At 69.2% G+C, this 16,591-nt stretch carries 17 protein-coding genes; 14 read left to right on the top strand and 3 right to left on the bottom strand.

Annotated elements, in window-relative coordinates; genetic code table 11:
* The 8 genes from folE to OD997_RS17470 are packed head-to-tail and all read left to right on the top strand — an operon-like array spanning nucleotide 1 to nucleotide 6,122.
* On the top strand, nucleotides 1-603 hold the full coding sequence (gene folE / locus OD997_RS17505; RefSeq protein ID WP_434332829.1) for a GTP cyclohydrolase I: 603 nt from the start codon (nucleotides 1-3) through the stop codon (nucleotides 601-603).
* Nucleotides 600-1,403 (top strand): dihydropteroate synthase, encoded by an 804-nt coding sequence (gene folP, locus OD997_RS17500; RefSeq protein ID WP_434332828.1) that lies wholly within the window; start codon nucleotides 600-602, stop codon nucleotides 1,401-1,403. The genes folE and folP overlap by 4 nt, the downstream gene beginning before the upstream one ends.
* A 4-nt stretch (nucleotides 1,404-1,407) precedes the next feature.
* Nucleotides 1,408-1,800, top strand: a complete 393-nt coding sequence (gene folB / locus OD997_RS17495; RefSeq protein WP_434332827.1) for a dihydroneopterin aldolase — start codon at nucleotides 1,408-1,410, stop codon at nucleotides 1,798-1,800.
* On the top strand, nucleotides 1,797-2,333 hold the full coding sequence (folK, locus tag OD997_RS17490) for a 2-amino-4-hydroxy-6-hydroxymethyldihydropteridine diphosphokinase (protein ID WP_434332826.1): 537 nt from the start codon (nucleotides 1,797-1,799) through the stop codon (nucleotides 2,331-2,333). Before folB ends, folK begins: the two co-directional genes overlap by 4 nt.
* On the top strand, nucleotides 2,333-2,830 hold the full coding sequence (locus OD997_RS17485; RefSeq protein WP_434332825.1) for a DUF3180 domain-containing protein: 498 nt from the start codon (nucleotides 2,333-2,335) through the stop codon (nucleotides 2,828-2,830). Before folK ends, OD997_RS17485 begins: the two co-directional genes overlap by 1 nt.
* A complete protein-coding gene (locus tag OD997_RS17480; RefSeq protein WP_434332824.1) occupies nucleotides 2,766-3,362 on the top strand; it encodes a PH domain-containing protein in 597 nt (198 codons plus the stop codon). Before OD997_RS17485 ends, OD997_RS17480 begins: the two co-directional genes overlap by 65 nt.
* Nucleotides 3,359-5,425: a PH domain-containing protein gene (locus OD997_RS17475; protein WP_434332823.1), complete on the top strand. Its 2,067-nt coding sequence runs from the start codon at nucleotides 3,359-3,361 to the stop codon at nucleotides 5,423-5,425. Before OD997_RS17480 ends, OD997_RS17475 begins: the two co-directional genes overlap by 4 nt.
* Nucleotides 5,418-6,122, top strand: a complete 705-nt coding sequence (locus OD997_RS17470; RefSeq protein WP_056515342.1) for a DUF2520 domain-containing protein — start codon at nucleotides 5,418-5,420, stop codon at nucleotides 6,120-6,122. Before OD997_RS17475 ends, OD997_RS17470 begins: the two co-directional genes overlap by 8 nt.
* A gap of 70 nt (nucleotides 6,123-6,192) precedes the next feature.
* On the opposite strand, the gene OD997_RS17465 is transcribed toward OD997_RS17470, so the two are convergent.
* Nucleotides 6,193-8,022 carry a DUF2207 domain-containing protein gene (locus OD997_RS17465; protein WP_434332822.1) on the bottom strand — a complete coding sequence of 610 codons (1,830 nt, stop codon included), beginning with the start codon at nucleotides 8,020-8,022 and terminating at the stop codon, nucleotides 6,193-6,195.
* A gap of 81 nt (nucleotides 8,023-8,103) precedes the next feature.
* Between OD997_RS17465 and lysS the strand changes: the two genes are divergently transcribed.
* Nucleotides 8,104-9,630: a lysine--tRNA ligase gene (gene lysS / locus OD997_RS17460; protein ID WP_434332821.1), complete on the top strand. Its 1,527-nt coding sequence runs from the start codon at nucleotides 8,104-8,106 to the stop codon at nucleotides 9,628-9,630.
* Here lysS and OD997_RS17455 read toward each other — a convergent pair.
* A complete protein-coding gene (locus tag OD997_RS17455) occupies nucleotides 9,623-10,738 on the bottom strand; it encodes a DUF4192 family protein (RefSeq protein WP_434332820.1) in 1,116 nt (371 codons plus the stop codon). The two genes, lysS and OD997_RS17455, sit on opposite strands and share 8 nt — an antisense overlap.
* A gap of 112 nt (nucleotides 10,739-10,850) precedes the next feature.
* On the opposite strand from OD997_RS17455, the gene OD997_RS17450 reads away from it, so the two are divergent.
* The 3 genes from OD997_RS17450 to OD997_RS17440 all read left to right on the top strand — a co-directional run bounded on the left by OD997_RS17450 (nucleotide 10,851) and on the right by OD997_RS17440 (nucleotide 13,373).
* Nucleotides 10,851-11,024, top strand: coding sequence for a hypothetical protein (locus tag OD997_RS17450; protein WP_164481682.1), 174 nt, complete (start codon nucleotides 10,851-10,853; stop codon nucleotides 11,022-11,024).
* Nucleotides 11,025-11,121: 97 nt separating this feature from the next.
* Nucleotides 11,122-12,582: a cardiolipin synthase gene (gene cls / locus OD997_RS17445; protein WP_056515354.1), complete on the top strand. Its 1,461-nt coding sequence runs from the start codon at nucleotides 11,122-11,124 to the stop codon at nucleotides 12,580-12,582.
* A 59-nt stretch (nucleotides 12,583-12,641) separates the two neighbouring features.
* The gene (locus OD997_RS17440) at nucleotides 12,642-13,373 is read left to right on the top strand and encodes a hypothetical protein (RefSeq protein ID WP_434332819.1); all 732 of its coding nucleotides are present in this window, start codon (nucleotides 12,642-12,644) and stop codon (nucleotides 13,371-13,373) included.
* 33 nt (nucleotides 13,374-13,406) lie between these two features.
* On the opposite strand, the gene OD997_RS17435 is transcribed toward OD997_RS17440, so the two are convergent.
* Complete coding sequence (locus OD997_RS17435; protein ID WP_434332818.1) at nucleotides 13,407-14,405, bottom strand: diacylglycerol/lipid kinase family protein; 999 nt, start codon at nucleotides 14,403-14,405, stop codon at nucleotides 13,407-13,409.
* Between the two features lie 75 nt (nucleotides 14,406-14,480).
* Here OD997_RS17435 and serS point away from each other — a divergent pair, with 75 nt between their 5' ends.
* Together serS and OD997_RS17425 are read left to right on the top strand one after the other, a co-directional pair.
* On the top strand, nucleotides 14,481-15,764 hold the full coding sequence (gene serS / locus OD997_RS17430; RefSeq protein ID WP_434332817.1) for a serine--tRNA ligase: 1,284 nt from the start codon (nucleotides 14,481-14,483) through the stop codon (nucleotides 15,762-15,764).
* Nucleotides 15,761-16,582, top strand: coding sequence for an HAD family hydrolase (locus OD997_RS17425; RefSeq protein WP_434332816.1), 822 nt, complete (start codon nucleotides 15,761-15,763; stop codon nucleotides 16,580-16,582). Before serS ends, OD997_RS17425 begins: the two co-directional genes overlap by 4 nt.
* Nucleotides 16,583-16,591: the final 9 nt, after the last annotated feature.

The following is a 16,591-nucleotide window of genomic DNA, read 5'->3' as shown; positions in this document are numbered from 1 at the left end:
GTGGCTGTCGACCGTGCACGTGTCGAGCGGCTGACACGGGAACTGCTCGAGGCGATCGGGGAGGACCCGGATCGCCCCGGCCTGAAGCAGACTCCTTCGCGCATGGGCGAGCTGTACGCGGAGTTCTTCGCCGGGGTCGGCGAGGATGCCGCGGCACCCCTCGCGCACACGATCAGCGTCGCCCGCGGTCCCGCACCAGACACGCTGCCGTCCGGTGCGGTGCTGCTGCGAGACATCCGGTTCCGGTCGGTGTGCGAACACCACCTGCTGCCGTTCGCCGGGCGGGCGCACATCGCCTACCTTCCCGGTGAGCAGGTCGTCGGTCTCGGCGCGCTGGTGCGGGTGGTCGAGATCCTCGCGGCCCGGCCGCAGGTGCAGGAGCGTCTCGGTGAGCAGATCGCCGACACGATCGCCGAACACCTCGACACCCGCGGGGTGCTGGTCGTGCTCGACGCGAGCCATGGCTGCGTCACGATGCGCGGAGGCCGCCAGCCCGAGGCATCCACCCTGACGATCGCCGCACGTGGTGAGTACACGGATGCGGTCGCGCGCGCCGAGCTCATCGCGCTGATCGGCGCATCGACCGGTTCGGCGCACGCATGACCGGCATCTGGGGCATCGTCAACATCACCCCCGACTCGTTCAGCGACGGCGGGCGGTACTTCGACGTGGACCGCGCGGTCGCACACGGACTGCAGCTGCGGGCCGACGGAGCCACGGTGCTCGACATCGGCGGCGAGTCGACCCGGCCCGGTGCCGAGCGCGTGGGCGCGGCGGAAGAGCAACGACGCGTGCTCCCGGTGATCGAGCAGTTGGTCGCCGAGGGTGCACCGGTCAGTATCGACACCCTCAACGCCGCCACCGCCGCCGCCGCAGTGCGAGCGGGGGCGCGGATCGTCAACGACGTCTCTGGAGGTCTGGCCGACCCCGACATGCTCGCGGCGGTCGCCGAGTCAGGCGCCGACTACGCGATCGGTCACTGGCGCGGGTTCTCCTCTGACATGTACGCGCATGCCGAGTATCGCCGGGCGGCGCGAGAGGTCGCCGGAGAGTTGCGCGAACGCATGGGGGAGGCCGCGTCATCGGGTATTGCTCCCTCCCGGCTGATCCTCGATCCGGGTATCGGGTTCTCGAAGACGGGCGCCCAGAACTGGGACGTCCTGCGCGGACTCGATGAGATCCTCGACCTCGGGCCGCGGGTGCTCATCGGCACGTCGCGCAAGAGGTTCCTCGCCGAGACCATCGGCGTGGACCCCGCGGAGGTCTCGGAAGCGCGACGCGATCTCGCGACCGCGGTGACCAGTGCACTGGCCGCGCGAGCGGGTGTGTGGGCCGTGCGGGTGCACGATGTCGGTGCCACCCGCGATGCTCTCGCCATCACGCATGCCTGGGAGGGGAAGTAGGACCATGGGTTTCCTCGATGAGATCGTCCTGACGGGGCTCACCGTCTTCGGCCGGCACGGCGTCTACGATCACGAGCGCGAGAACGGTCAGGAGTTCACGATCGATCTGCGCCTGATGATGCCGCTGGCTGAGGCCGCGTCATCCGACGACGTCGCGGACACCGTGCACTACGGCGAGCTCGCCGAGAAGGTGGCCGCCGTGGTCGCCGGGGAGCCCGTCAACCTCATCGAGACGCTGGCGGAGCGCATCGCCGACGTCGCGCTGGCCGACTCCCGCGTCCACGCCGTCACGGTCACGGTGCACAAGCCGCATGCCCCGATCGCGCTGACCTTCGGCGACGTCGCCGTCACGGTGCACCGCGCGCAGAAGCACTCGGCCGTGGAGGTGTCGCGATGAGCCGCAACCTGGCGAACCCGCCGAGCATTCCCGGTCCGCGCCCCGGCAGGAAAGAAGCGGTGGCCGTCGTCGCCTTCGGGGCGAACCTCGGCGACCGAGAGAGCACGATCCGCGCGGCGGCCGAGCGCATCGCGCGGCTGCCCCTGGTCAACGACGTCCGACTGTCCTCGCTCTACGAGACGGTCGCGCTGCGTCTCGACGGCCCCGACCCCGAGGCCCCCGGATATGTCAACGCCGCGGCCCTCGTGACCACGCGCCTCGCGCCGTCGATCCTCCTCGGGATGCTGCACGCCATCGAGGACGAGTACGGCAGGGAGCGCCACGAGCGCTGGGGCGACCGGACCCTCGACCTCGACCTGATCGCCTACGGCGATGAGGCCTCGGAGGACGAGCACCTGCAGCTGCCGCATCCGCGCGCCTTCGAGCGTCTGTTCGTGCTCGAGCCGTGGCTCGAACTCGATGCCGAGGCCGAGCTGCCCGGACGCGGCAGGGTCGCGGACCTCGTCGCGCGCCTGCACACCGCGGAGCAGTGATGAAGCGCACCTCTGTCGGACTGCTCGTCGTGCTCGCGCTCCTCGCAGTGGCTGCGGGCTTCGTCCTGGACCACATGCTCACGGCCATGGGCCGCACCACCTTCACGCCGTCGCTCCTGCTGCCCGTGCTGCTGCTGCTCATCGCCGCTGCGTCGCTCGGCGTGGCCTGGCCGGTGCGTTCGAGCGTGCGCCAGGGCGTGCGCATCGACCCGTTCCGCGCGACCCGTGCCGTGACCCTCGCCCGTGCGTCGAGTCTCGTGGGCGCGATCATGGCGGGATTCGGTGCGGGCCTTCTGGTGTTCCTCCTCTCCAGGCCGATCGATCCCCCGGTAGGGTCGACTGTGGCGATGCTGGCACTGATCGGAAGCGCGATCGTGCTCGTGGTCGCCGCGCTCATCGCCGAACAGTTCTGCATACTTCCGAAGGATCCTGATGACTCAGAACCCAGAGATCGAGCCGGGGATCCCGGCCCCGCTGAACTCGGCGGAGGTCACTGACCTCGCGGCCCTCGACCAGGGCACCTACACCCAGCTGCGCACTGCGCGCAGTGAGGCAAGGCTGGAGCTCGACGGCAGCTGGCACCAGATCTCGCCGCGATACGTCGTGTCGCAGATCGTGCAGAACCTGATCTTCGTGGCATTCGTGCTGGCCGTCGCGCTGGTGCTCGCGCTGGTGCTGCACCAGACGTGGGTGTGGATCCCCGCGGGCGTCGTCGTGCTGATCACACTGATCACGCTGATCATCCTGCCGCGGCAGGCGAAGGCCATCGGCTACATGCTCCGCGCCGACGACATCGTCTTCCGCAAGGGCATCCTCTGGCAGCGCATGATCGCGGTGCCCTACGGGCGCATGCAGCTCGTCGACATCACGCAGGGGCCGCTCGACCGCGCCTTCGGCGTCACGCAGTTGAAGATGGTGACGGCCGCCGCGACCACCGGTGTGCAGATCCCCGGGCTGACCCAGGCCGCCTCCGAAGCCTTGCGCGACACGCTCATCGAAGTGGCCGAGACCCGCCGGACGGGCCTGTGAGCGAGCAGCAGTTCCCGCCGCCACCCTCGGCGAACGTCGAGCCGCGGGCCGAGTCGACGACCCTCGCCGACGGCGAGTGGCATCGGATGCATCCGCTCACCCCGCTCTTCAAGGGCGGGCTGGCGCTCATCATCATCGCCGGTATCGCGATCGCGAACCTCCGCGACCGTCTCATCGCCTGGTTCGTCGACCTCTTCACTCCGGAAGAGGCGCACTACGACGACTACACAGGCGGCGACCCCGTCGACTGGGTGCTCGCCAACAATCTGATCCTCGTGGTGCTGCTCGGCGTGCTGGCCCTGGTCATCGTGCTGGTCGGGATCTTCTGGTTCATCTGGCGCTTCCAGCAGTTCCGGATCACCGGCGACCACGTCGAGGTGCGCAAGGGCATCATCTTCCGCTCGCATCGGCGCGCGCCGCTCGACCGGGTGCAGGGCGTCAACCTCACGCGTCCCTTCCCCGCGCGCATCATCGGACTCGCGAAGCTCGAGGTGGTGGGTGCCGGCACCGACTCGAACGTCGAGCTCGAGTACCTCGCAACTCCTCGCGCCGAGTCCGTGCGCACCGACATCCTCCGCCTCGCCTCCGGGGCTCGCGCCGCGCGGCAGAGCGCAGCGGATGCGGCATCCGGTGTGCGCCCGCCGAACCCCGCCGGAACCGCTCCTGGTGCTCCCGCGTCGACCAGGGCTCAGCTCGTCGGATCCGTGAACGAGGGCGTCAACGGCCTGCTCGGCGGTGTCGACCTCGCGGACGTCGAACCCGAGAGCGTGGTCAAGATCCCGACCGGGCGTCTGATCGGATCGCAGCTGATCTCGAGCGTGCTCTGGGTCGTCTTCTTCGGCGTGATCTTCGGCGTCGCGGTCGGCGGTGTCGCGATCGGATCGCTGATCGACGGCGACCCGATCGGAGGCTTCCTCGGACTCGGGATCACTCTCGGCATCGGAATCCCGATGGTCATCGCCGTCGTCGGTATCACCTGGGCGCAGATCTCGAAGTCGCTGCGGTACTCGATCGCGCCGACACCCGACGGCGTGCGGATCACTTACGGACTGCTGACAACCGTGACCGAGACGCTGCCCCCGGGCCGCATCTTCGCCGTGGAGGTCACGCAGTCGCTGCTGTGGCGTCCGTTCGGCTGGTGGACCATCAAGATCAACCGCATGAGTGGCAAGAGCGCCGCGCAGCAGTCTTCTGGCTCGGCGCAGCAGTTCAACGTCGTGCTGCCCGTCGGCAAGCGCGCCGACGTCGAGAGGGTGCTCGCGCTGATACTGCCGGATGCGCCGGTCGCCGACATCCCGCTCGTCTGGGAGCACGGGATCCTCGGCCCGGTCGAGGGTGACCCGTATCGCACGATGGCTCGTCGGGCATGGTGGCGCAGGCCCCTCTCGTGGAAGCGGCACGGATACGCGCTCACCGAGTTCGGTCTGCTGCTGCGCAGAGGAACGGTGTGGCGCAAGCTGGCCGTCTTCCCGCTCGCCCGGCTGCAGGGGGTCTCGCTCTCGCAGGGGCCGATCGACCGCGCTCAGCGCGTCTCGGGGGCGCAGGTGCACTCGGTGCAGGGCCTCATCACCGGCTACCTGTCGGGGCTCGAGCGGGATGACGCGCTCTTCCTGCTCGACGGTGTGAGCTCGGCCGCGGCCGCCGCTGCGGCGCGGGACCATACTCACCGCTGGGGCGAGTACGTGACGGACGCCGAGGGAACTCAGGTTCCCGGCGGGTATCCGGGAGCCGGCGCCGAGGCCGAGCCTGGTGTGCTCGGAGCTCCTGCTGCGCCGCCTGCGGGTGCGCCCTCGACGGTGACCCCGCCTCCGCCGTACGTGGGCCCGGGTGCGCCGACTGCGGCTCCGGCCGCGCCTCCCGTCGCGCCGCCAGCTCCGCCGGCGACGTCTCCTGCTCCGCCGGTGACTCCGCCTCCGCCGTATGTTCCGCCGGGTGCCGCGCCGGTAGCTCCTGCTGCGCCGGTCGCGCCGCCTGCTCCGCCGGTGGCTCCTCCTGCTCCGCCGGTGGCTCCTCCTGCTCCGCCGGTGGCTCCGCCCGTGCCTCCGGCGCCGAACGGTGAGTGATCCTTCGCGCCGCGACGGGCGCCTCGGAGTCGGCATCGTCGGCGCGGGGCGCGTCGGCCCGGTCATCGGTGCGGCACTCGCCGGCGCGGGTCACGCGATCACGGGAATCACGAGCGGCTCGGACGACGATCGTGCGTCGGCCGTGCTGCCCGACGTGCCCATCCTCGACGCACTCGAGGTCGTGCGGCGCAGTGAGCTCGTCGTCATCGCCGTTCCACACGACCAGCTGCCGGATCTCATAGCGGGCATCGCCGAGGTGGGCGGCTGGCAGCTCGGACAGCTCGTGCTGCACACCGACCCCGGCTACGGCATCGACGTCCTGCGACCGGCCGCCGAGAGCGGTGCGATCCCGCTCGCCGTGCACCCGGCCATCACCTTCACGGGCACGACGATCGACCTGCGCCAGCTGCAGGCGAGCTACGCAGCGGTGACGGCGCCGGCTGCGGTGCTGCCCATCGCCCAGGCGCTGGCGGTGGAGATCGGATGCGAGCCCGTGGTCATCGCGGAAGCCGATCGGGCGGCATACGCTGACGTGATTCAGGCGGCGACCGAGTTCTCACGGTCGATCATCGTGCAGTCGACCACGCGTCTCGGCGAGATCGGCATCGAGAACCCCGGCGGGTATCTGTCGGCGCTCGTGCAGTCGACCGTCGAGCGGGCGCTGCGGGATGCGTCCGGTCCCTCGCCCCTGCTCTGAGGTCAGCGGCCGCCTGCGGTCAGAGGCCTACCGAGGTCAATGGCGCACCGAGGTCAGAAGCCCACCGAGGTCAGCGGCCGCCCGAGAAGCCGCCTCCGCCGCCTCCGCCCGAGAAGCCGCCTCCGAACGACCCGCCGGAGCTCGACGAGGTGCCCGCGCTCGGGGCCGAGTAGCTCGCGGCCGCGTTCGACGAGGCGGCGAATGCGACCAGCTGGCCACTCACGAAGGGAGCGCCGGGATCGCCGATCCACGCGGCCCCGCGATGTTCCGCGGTGTAGGCGCTCTCGAGCACCCGACCCCACTCGTCCTCCATGCCGAACAGCATCGCGTAGGGGAGGAGGCGTTCGTAGACGACGATCACGTTCGCGCTGCCGTCCTGACGACGTTCGGCGCCCGAGTACGACTGGAGCATCTGCAGTCGGTCTGCCTCGGCCACCCGGATGAACTCCTTCACCCCCATGAGGTACTCGTATTCTCGGGCTCCCTCGGCGGTCAGCACCGTGTGCTTCGAGAAGCTGTAGAGCGAGGACAGCAGCACGAGGAACAGGCCGAATGCGATGGCGATGAATGCGGGCAACGCCGTGACCCTGCCCGCGATGATGCCCCACAGCCCCAGACCGAAGCCGACGACAGCGATGGCGATCGCACACCACTGCAGGATCATCGCGCCGCGGCTGCGCGCCGTCGTCACCAGACCCCGCGACACCGCCGTGTCAGCGCCGCTCTTCGCCAGCGCCGTCATGCGCGCGGCGAAGTCCTCGCTCGCGGTCGGGAGCTCGGCGACACCATCGGCGTCGGCATCCGTGAACAGGGCATCGAGCGCCTCGACGTCGAGCTGGTCGGGGATGCGGCCTCCGGGGAGGCGTCGGAGCCGAGGGGCCTCGGTCTCGGTGCCTTCCTCGATGCGCACGGTGCCGCGCACGGCGAGATGGACGATCTCGGCGGGGATCGCATCCTTCGCCCCGGGCACGATCACTGCGGCGAGCAACGGCGGCATCGAGTCCGGAACGTCGTACTGGGCGACGATGATGCCGCCGGATGTACGGCGGGACCGTCTGAACGACGAGACGGCGAACCAGCCGCCGACCGAGAGCCCGAGTCCGCCGAGTGCGGCGATCGCGGGCACCGTGTCGGTCACGGGATCGGGCTGGCGGGCTGCCGGCTGTGCGACGGTGCCCGAATCGAACCCGACTGCGACGGTCACGCCTTCGCCCGGAGACAGCTCGTTCGCCTCGACGTGGAACTCCGAGCCGTCCGATGACGTGGTGAGGGGGCATTCGCTCGTCGAGCCCGCGACGCCGACGTAGCAGCGCACGCCTCCGGTCATGCGCCCGGTCATCTCGTCGTCGAACACCACATCGGCACGGAACTCCTCGATGGGCTGGGTGCTGTCGAGGGGAAGGAGGTCCCAGTAGAACTCGTCGACGCCTGTGTCGGCCGCCAGCACGACGTCGCGCATCTCGTATTCGATCACGTAGGTCGTGAGCCCCTGCACGTAGTCGTCGTCGCCGGTGAGGACGTAGAGCAGTCCGTCTTCCTCATCGGTCTCGTAGGGCACTTCTGCGCCGGTCTCGTCGGTCACCGACAGCACTTCGAGCTCGAGCCAGGCGTTCTCGTAGCTCGTCGGCAGTCCGCGGACGATGCCCTTGTTCTGGTCGGAGTCAGGGAATCTCGCCGTCAGCGACTCGGTCACGTGCATGCGCGAGCGGCCCTCGTCGTCGAGGCTCACCTCGAACCGCGCGTCCCATGAGGCATAGGAGAAGTCATCGACGTCGGCGTCGGCGTCGGCGCTGGCGCTGGTGTTGGCGCTCGCCGCGGTCGCGGAGGCGGCCGGCGCCAGCAGGGCCGTGGCGGCGAGACCGACCGTGACGAGAGCGGGGGCGAGGACGATGGCTGCCATGCTTCGAGGCTACCCAGACTCGACCGCGGGGTGAGGGACGCGACCTCGGTAAACTGGAGACGACTTTCAAGGAGCCCCCGAATGACTGACGCGTCTGCCGCGCCCGAGACGGCCACCGCCGCCACCGAAGAAGACGTCCACGAGCAGAAGGCCGTGCGTCTCGCCAAGCGCGAGCGCCTGGTTGCGAATCGGGCGGATGCCGCGGGCGGGGCCTTCCCCGTCAGCGTTCCGGTGACGCACCAGATCCCGGCTCTGCGCGCGGAGTACGACGATCTCGAGGCAGGTGCCGAGACCGGTGTCGTCGTCGGCGTCGCCGGCCGCGTCGTGTTCAGCCGCAACACGGGCAAGCTCTGCTTCGCCACGCTGCAGGCGGGCGACGGATCGCGTATCCAGGCGATGATCTCGCTCGCCAACGTCGGAGAGGAGTCGCTCGCCGACTGGAAGGAGTACGTCGACCTGGGCGATCACGTGTTCGTGCACGGCGAGGTCATCTCCAGCCGTCGTGGCGAGCTGTCGATCATGGCCGACGGATGGACGATCGCCTCGAAGGCGATCCTGCCTCTCCCGAACGCCTACTCGGAGCTCAGCGAGGAAGGCCGCGTCCGCAGCCGCTACCTCGACCTCATCGTCCGCGAGCAGGCGCGCACCACCGTCCGTGCCCGTGCCGCGGTCAACGCCAGCCTGCGCGCGACGTTCGGCAGCCATGACTACCTCGAGGTCGAGACGCCGATGCTGCAGGTGCAGCACGGCGGAGCGTCGGCCCGTCCGTTCGTGACGCACTCCAACGCTTTCGACACCGAGCTGTACCTTCGCATCGCTCCGGAGCTCTACCTGAAGCGCGCGGTGGTCGGCGGTATCGAGCGGGTCTACGAGATCAACCGCAACTTCCGCAACGAGGGTGCCGACTCCACTCACAGCCCCGAGTTCGCCATGCTCGAGGCCTACCAGGCCTACGGTGACTACAACCAGATGGCCGCTCTGACGCAGGAGCTCGTGCAGCAGGCTGCGATCGCGGTGTCCGGTTCGACCACCGTGACCTGGGCAGACGGCACCGAGTACGACCTCGGCGGCGAGTGGGACCGCATCTCGATGTACGAATCGCTGTCGGCGGCGTCCGGCCGCACGATCACCCCGAGCGACCCGGTCGAGGACCTCATCGCCTTCGCCGAGGCCAACAGCGTGGATCTGCCGGCCCAGGCGACGCACGGCAAGCTCGTCGAAGAGCTGTGGGAGCACTTCGTGAAGGGTGACCTGGTGCGCCCCACCTTCGTGATGGACTTCCCCGTCGACACCTCGCCATTGGTGCGCGAGCACCGCTCGATCGCCGGCGTGGTCGAGAAGTGGGATCTGTACATCCGTGGCTTCGAGCTGGCGACCGGGTACTCCGAGCTCGTCGACCCCGTCATCCAGCGCGAGAGGTTCGTCGAGCAGGCGAAGCTCGCCGCGCGTGGTGATGTCGAGGCCATGCCGGTCGATGAGGAGTTCCTGCGGGCACTCGAGCACGGCATGCCGCCGTCCGGCGGCATGGGCATGGGCATCGATCGCCTGCTGATGGCGATCACCGGGCTCGGCATCCGCGAGACCATCCTGTTCCCGCTCGTCAAGTAACGGGCTTCGCACCGCGCCGGAACGCCCACTCCGGGAGCATCGCGGCACTGATCATCGTCTCGAGCAGGGCCGCGAGGCCGTACTCGGGGTCGATCTCGCGAACGAGGTCGAGGTAGTGCGCCGCGTGGCTCGATCGACCGAGCGCCCACGAGAGCCACGCGGCTGCGGTGAGGGGGCCGAGTCGAGATGCGCGCGGTGCGCGGGCGGCGGCGGCGCGCACGAGAGTGAGGGCGCGCCGGAGTCGTTCGGGGTCGGGCGCGGCGCCCCGGCCGAGGAAGACGTCGCCGAGGTCGTCGGGCACGGTCGACCTCGTGTCGGCGAACGCGAGCTGCGCCTCGAGCGTGCGAGCGCCGCCCAGCGCGTCGGTGGCCCACTGCGTCAGCGCCACATCCCGGAAGAGCGGACGGTCGAGGCACCAGAGCAGTGCGGCCGTCGCGAACGGCGGGAGGTCGTCGGGTGAGGCGAGCACCGACTCGAAGAACGCAGGGAGGTCCTCGAGAAGGACCAGGGCCGCGAGCGCCTGCGGGTTCTCGACTCCCGACAGATCGCCCGTCCTGCTGCGCTCGAGCAGTTCCGTGATGTCGCGCAGCGCTCGCGCCACGCGTTCCTTCGCGGCGAGATCGACGCTCGGGAGAGCCGCTCCCGCCAGCTGATCGCCCGACACGTCTCCGACTCCCGGCACCTCGGGCGCCCCATGAGCGAGCGACCGCAGCTCGGGCTCGCCGTCGAGGTAGCTCGCCCAGCCGTCGGCCGTGACGCAGAGCGCGTCGACGATGCGGAGCCCCGCGTCCTCCGCGCGCCCGAGCACCTCGTCGACTTCGACGGCGAACGGCAGGACGAGTCCATCGCGCGTCGAATGCACCTCGTCATCGGTGTAGACGACCACGGCGACGGCATCCGTCCTGTCGACCCGGGACGCCAGTCCGATCGCCGAATCCGCGTAGTCCCGAAGATCGACGTCTCTCGGGAGATCGAGCCGCATCGCTCCGCAGGTGCGGGAGCCGTGGAAGGGCAGCAGCACGAGGCTCTGCGTGGGGGTGAAGCCTGCGAGAGACGGGACGATGCTGAGGAACTCAGCGGAGCCGGAGGCTCGGAGCACTGTTGTCATGCTGCGAGTGTCATCGCGTCGTCGGCGCCGCGGGGCGAGTCCACAGCCGCTGCCGCCCTTGTCCCGTGGGGTCTCGAATGTGGAGGAGCAGTGGGTCGCGTACCATGGAGCCATGGAGAACTTCTGGCTCGCAGCCGCATGGTCGATCATCCCGACCATCGGAGTGAGCGTCGTGTTCTTCTTCGTGCTGCGGGGGATCCTGCGCTTCGATCGCACCGAGCGCAAGGTGCATGCGCGCATCGAGGCCGAGGAGCGCGCCGCGCGCGGTCTGCCCCCGCGCTCCTGAGCGACGTCCGAACCATCGGCTACTGTGTAGCCAGTGCACCTCCCAGGTGCCCACTGAGGCGCACTGTCGAAGTGCCGACCGGCCGAGAGGACGAGGGATGACGCCCGAGACCTGGGCCTGGTGGATCACGGCGTTCCTGCTCGCCCTCGACCTGGCGATCCGCATCACCGCGATCATCATCATCCCGCGCAACCGGCGTCCCACTGCGGCGATGGCCTGGCTGCTCGCGGTGTTCTTCATCCCGTTCGTGGGCGTTTTCCTGTTCCTGCTCATCGGAAACCCGCGCCTTCCGCGGGCACGCCGGCGCAAACAGGACCAGATCAACGAGTACATCGCCGAGACGAGCGAGCACCTGCACTTCGGCACGCTGCGGCCGAACGCTCCGAGCTGGTTCCCCCCGCTCGTCGAGATGAACCATCGGCTCGGCGCCCTGCCCATCTCCGGCGACAACGGAGCGCACCTGATCTCCGGATATCAGGACTCGCTCGATGCGATGGCCGACGAGATCCGCAAGGCCGAGGACTACGTCCACGTCGAGTTCTACATCCTGCAGTCCGACGCATCGACCGACAACTTCTTCCGCGCGATGGAAGAGGTCGCCGCGCGCGGCGTGCACGTCCGGGTGCTCCTCGACCACTGGGCGAACCGGTGGAAGCCGAAGTACCGGCAGACGATCGCTCGACTGAACCGGATGGGCGCGAACTGGCATCTGATGCTCCCGGTGCAGCCGCTCAAGGGCCGCATGCAGCGACCAGATCTGCGCAACCACCGCAAGCTCGTCGTCGTCGACGGCAAGGTCGCATTCCTCGGTTCGCAGAACGTCACCGACTCGACCTACAACCTCCCGAAGAACATCAAGCGCGGCCTGCACTGGGTCGACCTCATGGTGCGCATCGACGGCCCCGTCGTCCTCAGCGTCAACGCGATCTTCCTCAGCGACTGGTACAGCGAGACCGACGAGGTGCTGCAGGAGATCGACATCTCGCACGCCGAAGCAGGTTCGGGAGACCTCGACTGCCAGGTCGTGCCGTCGGGGCCCGGGTTCGAGGTCGAGAACAACCTGCGTCTCTTCCTCGGGCTGCTGTACGCGGCCAAGGACAAGATCATGATCGTCAGCCCGTACTTCGTCCCCGACGAGGCGCTGCTGCTGGCGGTGACCGCCGCGGTCGACCGTGGCGTCGTCGTCGAGCTGTTCGTCTCGGAAGAGGGCGACCAGGCCATGGTCTACCACGCGCAGCGCAGCTACTACGAGGTCCTGCTGAAGGCCGGTGTCCGCATCTGGATGTATCGCAAGCCCTACATCCTGCACACCAAGAGCCTCACGATCGACGATCAGGTCGCCGTGATCGGGTCGAGCAACATGGACATGCGATCGTTCGGTCTCAACCTCGAGGTGTCGATGCTCGTGCGCGGCGAGGAATTCGTGACCGAGATGCGCGAGGTCGAAGACCACTACCGATCGCTCAGCCGCGAGCTCACCCTGGAGGAATGGATGCAGCAGCCGCTGCGCTCGACCGTCCTCGACAATCTCGCGCGACTCACGTCTGCACTGCAGTAACGCATCGGTCGCCCGGGCTGGGGTGCCCGCCGATCGCGTCGGCCGGTACCCTGTTGTCCATGGCCACCCCCACACGCCTCATCGCCGCTCTCTCCGCCCTCGCAGCCGTCGCTCTGATCGCCGGATGCGCGTCGACTCCCGGTGCGGACGCGCCCACCGACGCGCCGTCGACCTCGCCCTCGGCGGGAAGCGACGACGACTTCGATGACGTCGAGGGCGCGCTGCTCGACGACGGCCGGATGTTCGCTGTCGTGACCTGGGGATCGTCCACCTGCGTCCCGCAGGTGGACGAGGTGTCGGCGGACGGCCAGACCGTGTCGGTCGAACTCGTCGACGCCGACGCCGACGCCGACGCCGCGTGCACGGCGGACATGGTGCAGCGCGCGAGCGTCGGAGCGCTTCCCGAGGGCGTCGACCCGACGAAGGAGATCACGCTGCAGGTGACGTACGGCGATGTGTCCGACGATGTCGACCTCGACGGAGACCCGTCCCTGTCCGGCACGCCGGGGTCGTCGACCGAGTACACGCCGAGCGCGGGGTGGATCGGTGACGGCTCGCTCGTGCTGCTCACGTGGGGCTCCTCGAGCTGCGCCCCGGTCGTGGAGGGTGTGGAGGGCGCGGGCGCGACGGGAACCGCCACCTTCGTGACCGATGACACCCAGGTGTGCACCATGGATATGGCACCACGCGCGACCATCATCGCCTTCGGCGATGATGCCGTGGACGACGACGCCTTCACCCTCACGCTCGTGGGCGGCGGGCTCGACGGCACGGTCGAGGTCCGCGGCTGAGCTGAGGACGCACCAGGCGTGGCGGGCTGAGGGTCAGAGCCCCGAGACCGGATGATCGGCGGGGAGCGCCAGCAGCAGCGCCCCGGGGTCGACCCGGCATGTGATGCGCACCGCGGTGCCGAACTCATCGCCGTCGAGCTCGATCGGGGTGGGTGAGCTCGCAGCCGCCTCGGCGATGGCCCCGCGGAAGTAGTGCACCGACGCATCGCGGCCTCGGCGCTCGAGAACGCGACGACCGGCGCGCGAGCGCCGGAGAACGGAGTTGTCCCACCAGATCTTGCGCCACACGCCGAGCCATCCCAGCACTCCCGTGGGCTGGATCACCGCGACGTCGAGGATGGCATCGGTGATGGAGGCGTCGGGGATCAGCGCGATGCCCGCGGGAAGCAGGCCGCAGTTCGCGAAGAGGATGCTGTGCACCTTCGTCGAATGCAGGCGCCCGTCGTCGATCTGGAAGACCGCACGGAACGGCTCGGCGGTCACCAGCGACCTCGCGGCTCCGTCGACGTAGGCGATCCATCCGACCGACTTCTTGAGGTCCGGTCGCGTGTTCGCGATCATGTCGGCATCCAGCCCGACTCCGGCGAGGACGACGTAGGCATGCTCCTCGTGCTCGCCGTTCTCGCGGGTGAGTCGCGCCCACCCGATGTCGATCGCATGGCGGAAATCGCCCAGCGCCGCGCGGATCATCTCGTCGGGGTTGCCGAGCGGAAGCCCGACGTTGCGCGCGAGGAGATTGCCCGTGCCGCTCGGCAGGATCGCGAGAGGCACCCCGCTGTTCGCGATCGCCTCGGAGACCGCTCGCACGGTGCCGTCGCCGCCGGCGACGAGGACGACGTCGACATCGCGGGCGAGCGCCTGAGCCGTCGCCTTCTGCCCCGGGTCCTCGATCGTGGTCGGATAGAAGGCCGGATGCTCCCAGCCGGCCTCGCGTGAGAGCGTGCGGACCCTGGCACGCAGGTGCTTCTCGTCGACCTTGATCGGGTTGTACACGAGCGCCGCCTGTCGCCGGGCGGGGGCGCTCATCATCATGGCGCTACTCTAGCCCCGGCATCCGGCCCACCCGTTCGCGGAGGACTCGCCCGGCCCGCACCATAGACTTGGTGGATGATCGACCTCGCACTCCTCCGCGACAACCCGGAGATCGTCCGCCGCTCTCAGGCCGCCCGTGGCAACGACCAGGGCACCGTCGACATCGCACTCGAGGCCGATCGATCGCGTCGTGCAGCCCTCGCCGCTTTCGAAGAGCTGCGGGCCGAGCAGAACGCCTTCGGCAAGCAGGTCGCGAAGGCGCCCAAGGAGGAGAAGGCCGCGCTCGTCGCGCAGGTCAAGGATCTCTCAGAGCGCGTCAAGCAGGCCCAGCAGAGCGCGAATGAGGCGTCGGATGCCGCATCCGCCGCTCTCGCCCGCATCGAGAACGTCGTCGTCGACGGCGTGCCTGCCGGAGGAGAGGCAGACTTCGTCGAGCTCCGTCGCGTGGGAGAAGTCCCCGCCTTCGACTTCGAGCCCCGAGACCACCTGGAACTCGGCGAGATCCTCGGCGCGATCGACATGGAGCGCGGCGCCAAGGTCTCGGGTGCGCGTTTCTACTTCCTCCGCGGCATCGGCGCTCGTCTCGAGATCGCGCTCATGAACCTCGCGCTCGACAAGGCGCTGCAGAACGGCTTCGTTCCTCTGATCACCCCCACGCTGGTGCGACCCGAGATCATGCAGGGCACCGGCTTCCTCGGCGAGCACGCCGACGAGGTCTACCACCTCGACAAGGACGACGACCTGTACCTCGTCGGCACCAGCGAGGTCGCCCTCGCCGGGTACCACAAGGACGAGATCCTCGACCTCGGCAAGGGCGCGCTGCGCTATGCCGGCTGGTCGACCTGCTACCGGCGCGAGGCGGGTTCGCACGGCAAGGACACCCGTGGGATCATCCGCGTGCACCAGTTCAACAAGCTCGAGATGTTCGTCTACACGAACCCCGAGGATGCCGAGGCGGAGCACCTGCGTCTCGTCGCGCTGCAGGAGGAGATGCTGACCTCGCTCGGCCTCGCCTACCGGGTGATCGACGTCGCCGCGGGCGACCTCGGATCGAGCGCCGCGCGCAAGTACGACATCGAGGCCTGGGTTCCGACGCAGGGTGCCTTCCGCGAGCTGACATCGACGTCGAACTGCACCACGTACCAGGCCCGACGTCTCGACATCCGCCACCGTCCGGAGGCTCAGGACGGTCAGACGGCCAAGACCCAGCCCGTCGCCACGCTCAACGGCACTCTCGCCACCACCCGCTGGATCGTCGCGCTGCTCGAGACGCATCAGCAGGCGGACGGCTCGGTTCGTGTGCCCGAGGTGCTGCGCCCCTACCTGGGCGGCCTCGAAGTGCTGGAGCCTGAGGCGTGACGGCGCCCTGGCTGGTCGGCCTCGACGTCGACGGCACGATCATCCTGCAGGACGAGTCGATGAGCCCCGGTGTGCCCGAGGCCGTCGCGCGGCTGAGGGATGCCGGTCATGAAGTGACCATCGCCACGGGGCGCAGCTGGATGGCGACGCGTCGATATGTCGAGCTGCTCGGCCTTGAGGCGGAGTACGTCGTGTGCTCGAACGGTGCCGTGACGATGCGACGTGTCGGTGACGAGTGGGAGCGGTGGCACATCGAGGTCTTCGACCCCGCGCCCGTTCTCGCGCTGCTGCGCGAGCGGCTGCCGGAGGCGCGGTACATGGTGGAACTCGGCTCGGGCCAACGGCTCTACACCGAGCACATGGACGACTGGACGCTCGATGCCGGTCGGCAGGTGGACTTCGAGGAGCTCGCGGCCGAGCCAGTCTCGCGCATCGTGGTCGTCTCTCCGGGCCACGACGAGGAGGACTTCCATCGCCTCGTCTCGGATGCAGGCCTCAACGAGGTCTCGTACGCGATCGGCTGGACGGCCTGGCTCGACATCGCCCCTCAGGGCGTCGATAAGGGCACGGCGCTGGAGCGCGTGCGCACCGAGCTCGGATTCGAGCGCGGTCATGTTCTCGTCGCGGGTGATGGCCGCAACGACATCGGGATGTTCGGCTGGGCGCTCGGTCTCGACGGTCGTGCCGTGGCGATGGGGCAGGCGCCCGACGAGGTGAAGGATGCCGCCGGTGAGGTGACCGCGAATGTCGAGGACGGCGGTCTGGCAGCGGCGCTGAACACGCTTCCAGCACCTGCCCAGGTCAGCGCGGGAGAATAGAACTCGGCT

Origin of the sequence: Microbacterium sp. CGR1 (assembly GCF_051062835.1) — a bacterium.
In the GTDB taxonomy this organism is placed as follows: Bacteria; Actinomycetota; Actinomycetes; order Actinomycetales; family Microbacteriaceae; genus Microbacterium.
This window is presented reverse-complemented; position numbering and strand designations above follow the sequence as displayed.

What these genes read in the sequence shown, in the direction of transcription:
- folP (WP_434332828.1), top strand. Translation starts at nt 600, where the DNA reads ATGACCGGCATCTGGGGCATCGTCAACATCACCCCCGACTCGTTCAGC.
- folB (WP_434332827.1), top strand. Translation starts at nt 1,408, where the DNA reads ATGGGTTTCCTCGATGAGATCGTCCTGACGGGGCTCACCGTCTTCGGC.
- folK (WP_434332826.1), top strand. Translation starts at nt 1,797, where the DNA reads ATGAGCCGCAACCTGGCGAACCCGCCGAGCATTCCCGGTCCGCGCCCC.
- OD997_RS17485 (WP_434332825.1), top strand. Translation starts at nt 2,333, where the DNA reads ATGAAGCGCACCTCTGTCGGACTGCTCGTCGTGCTCGCGCTCCTCGCA.
- OD997_RS17480 (WP_434332824.1), top strand. Translation starts at nt 2,766, where the DNA reads ATGACTCAGAACCCAGAGATCGAGCCGGGGATCCCGGCCCCGCTGAAC.
- OD997_RS17465 (WP_434332822.1), bottom strand. Translation starts at nt 8,022, where the DNA reads ATGGCAGCCATCGTCCTCGCCCCCGCTCTCGTCACGGTCGGTCTCGCC.
- lysS (WP_434332821.1), top strand. Translation starts at nt 8,104, where the DNA reads ATGACTGACGCGTCTGCCGCGCCCGAGACGGCCACCGCCGCCACCGAA.
- OD997_RS17455 (WP_434332820.1), bottom strand. Translation starts at nt 10,738, where the DNA reads ATGACAACAGTGCTCCGAGCCTCCGGCTCCGCTGAGTTCCTCAGCATC.
- OD997_RS17450 (WP_164481682.1), top strand. Translation starts at nt 10,851, where the DNA reads ATGGAGAACTTCTGGCTCGCAGCCGCATGGTCGATCATCCCGACCATC.
- cls (WP_056515354.1), top strand. Translation starts at nt 11,122, where the DNA reads ATGACGCCCGAGACCTGGGCCTGGTGGATCACGGCGTTCCTGCTCGCC.
- OD997_RS17440 (WP_434332819.1), top strand. Translation starts at nt 12,642, where the DNA reads ATGGCCACCCCCACACGCCTCATCGCCGCTCTCTCCGCCCTCGCAGCC.
- OD997_RS17435 (WP_434332818.1), bottom strand. Translation starts at nt 14,405, where the DNA reads ATGATGATGAGCGCCCCCGCCCGGCGACAGGCGGCGCTCGTGTACAAC.
- serS (WP_434332817.1), top strand. Translation starts at nt 14,481, where the DNA reads ATGATCGACCTCGCACTCCTCCGCGACAACCCGGAGATCGTCCGCCGC.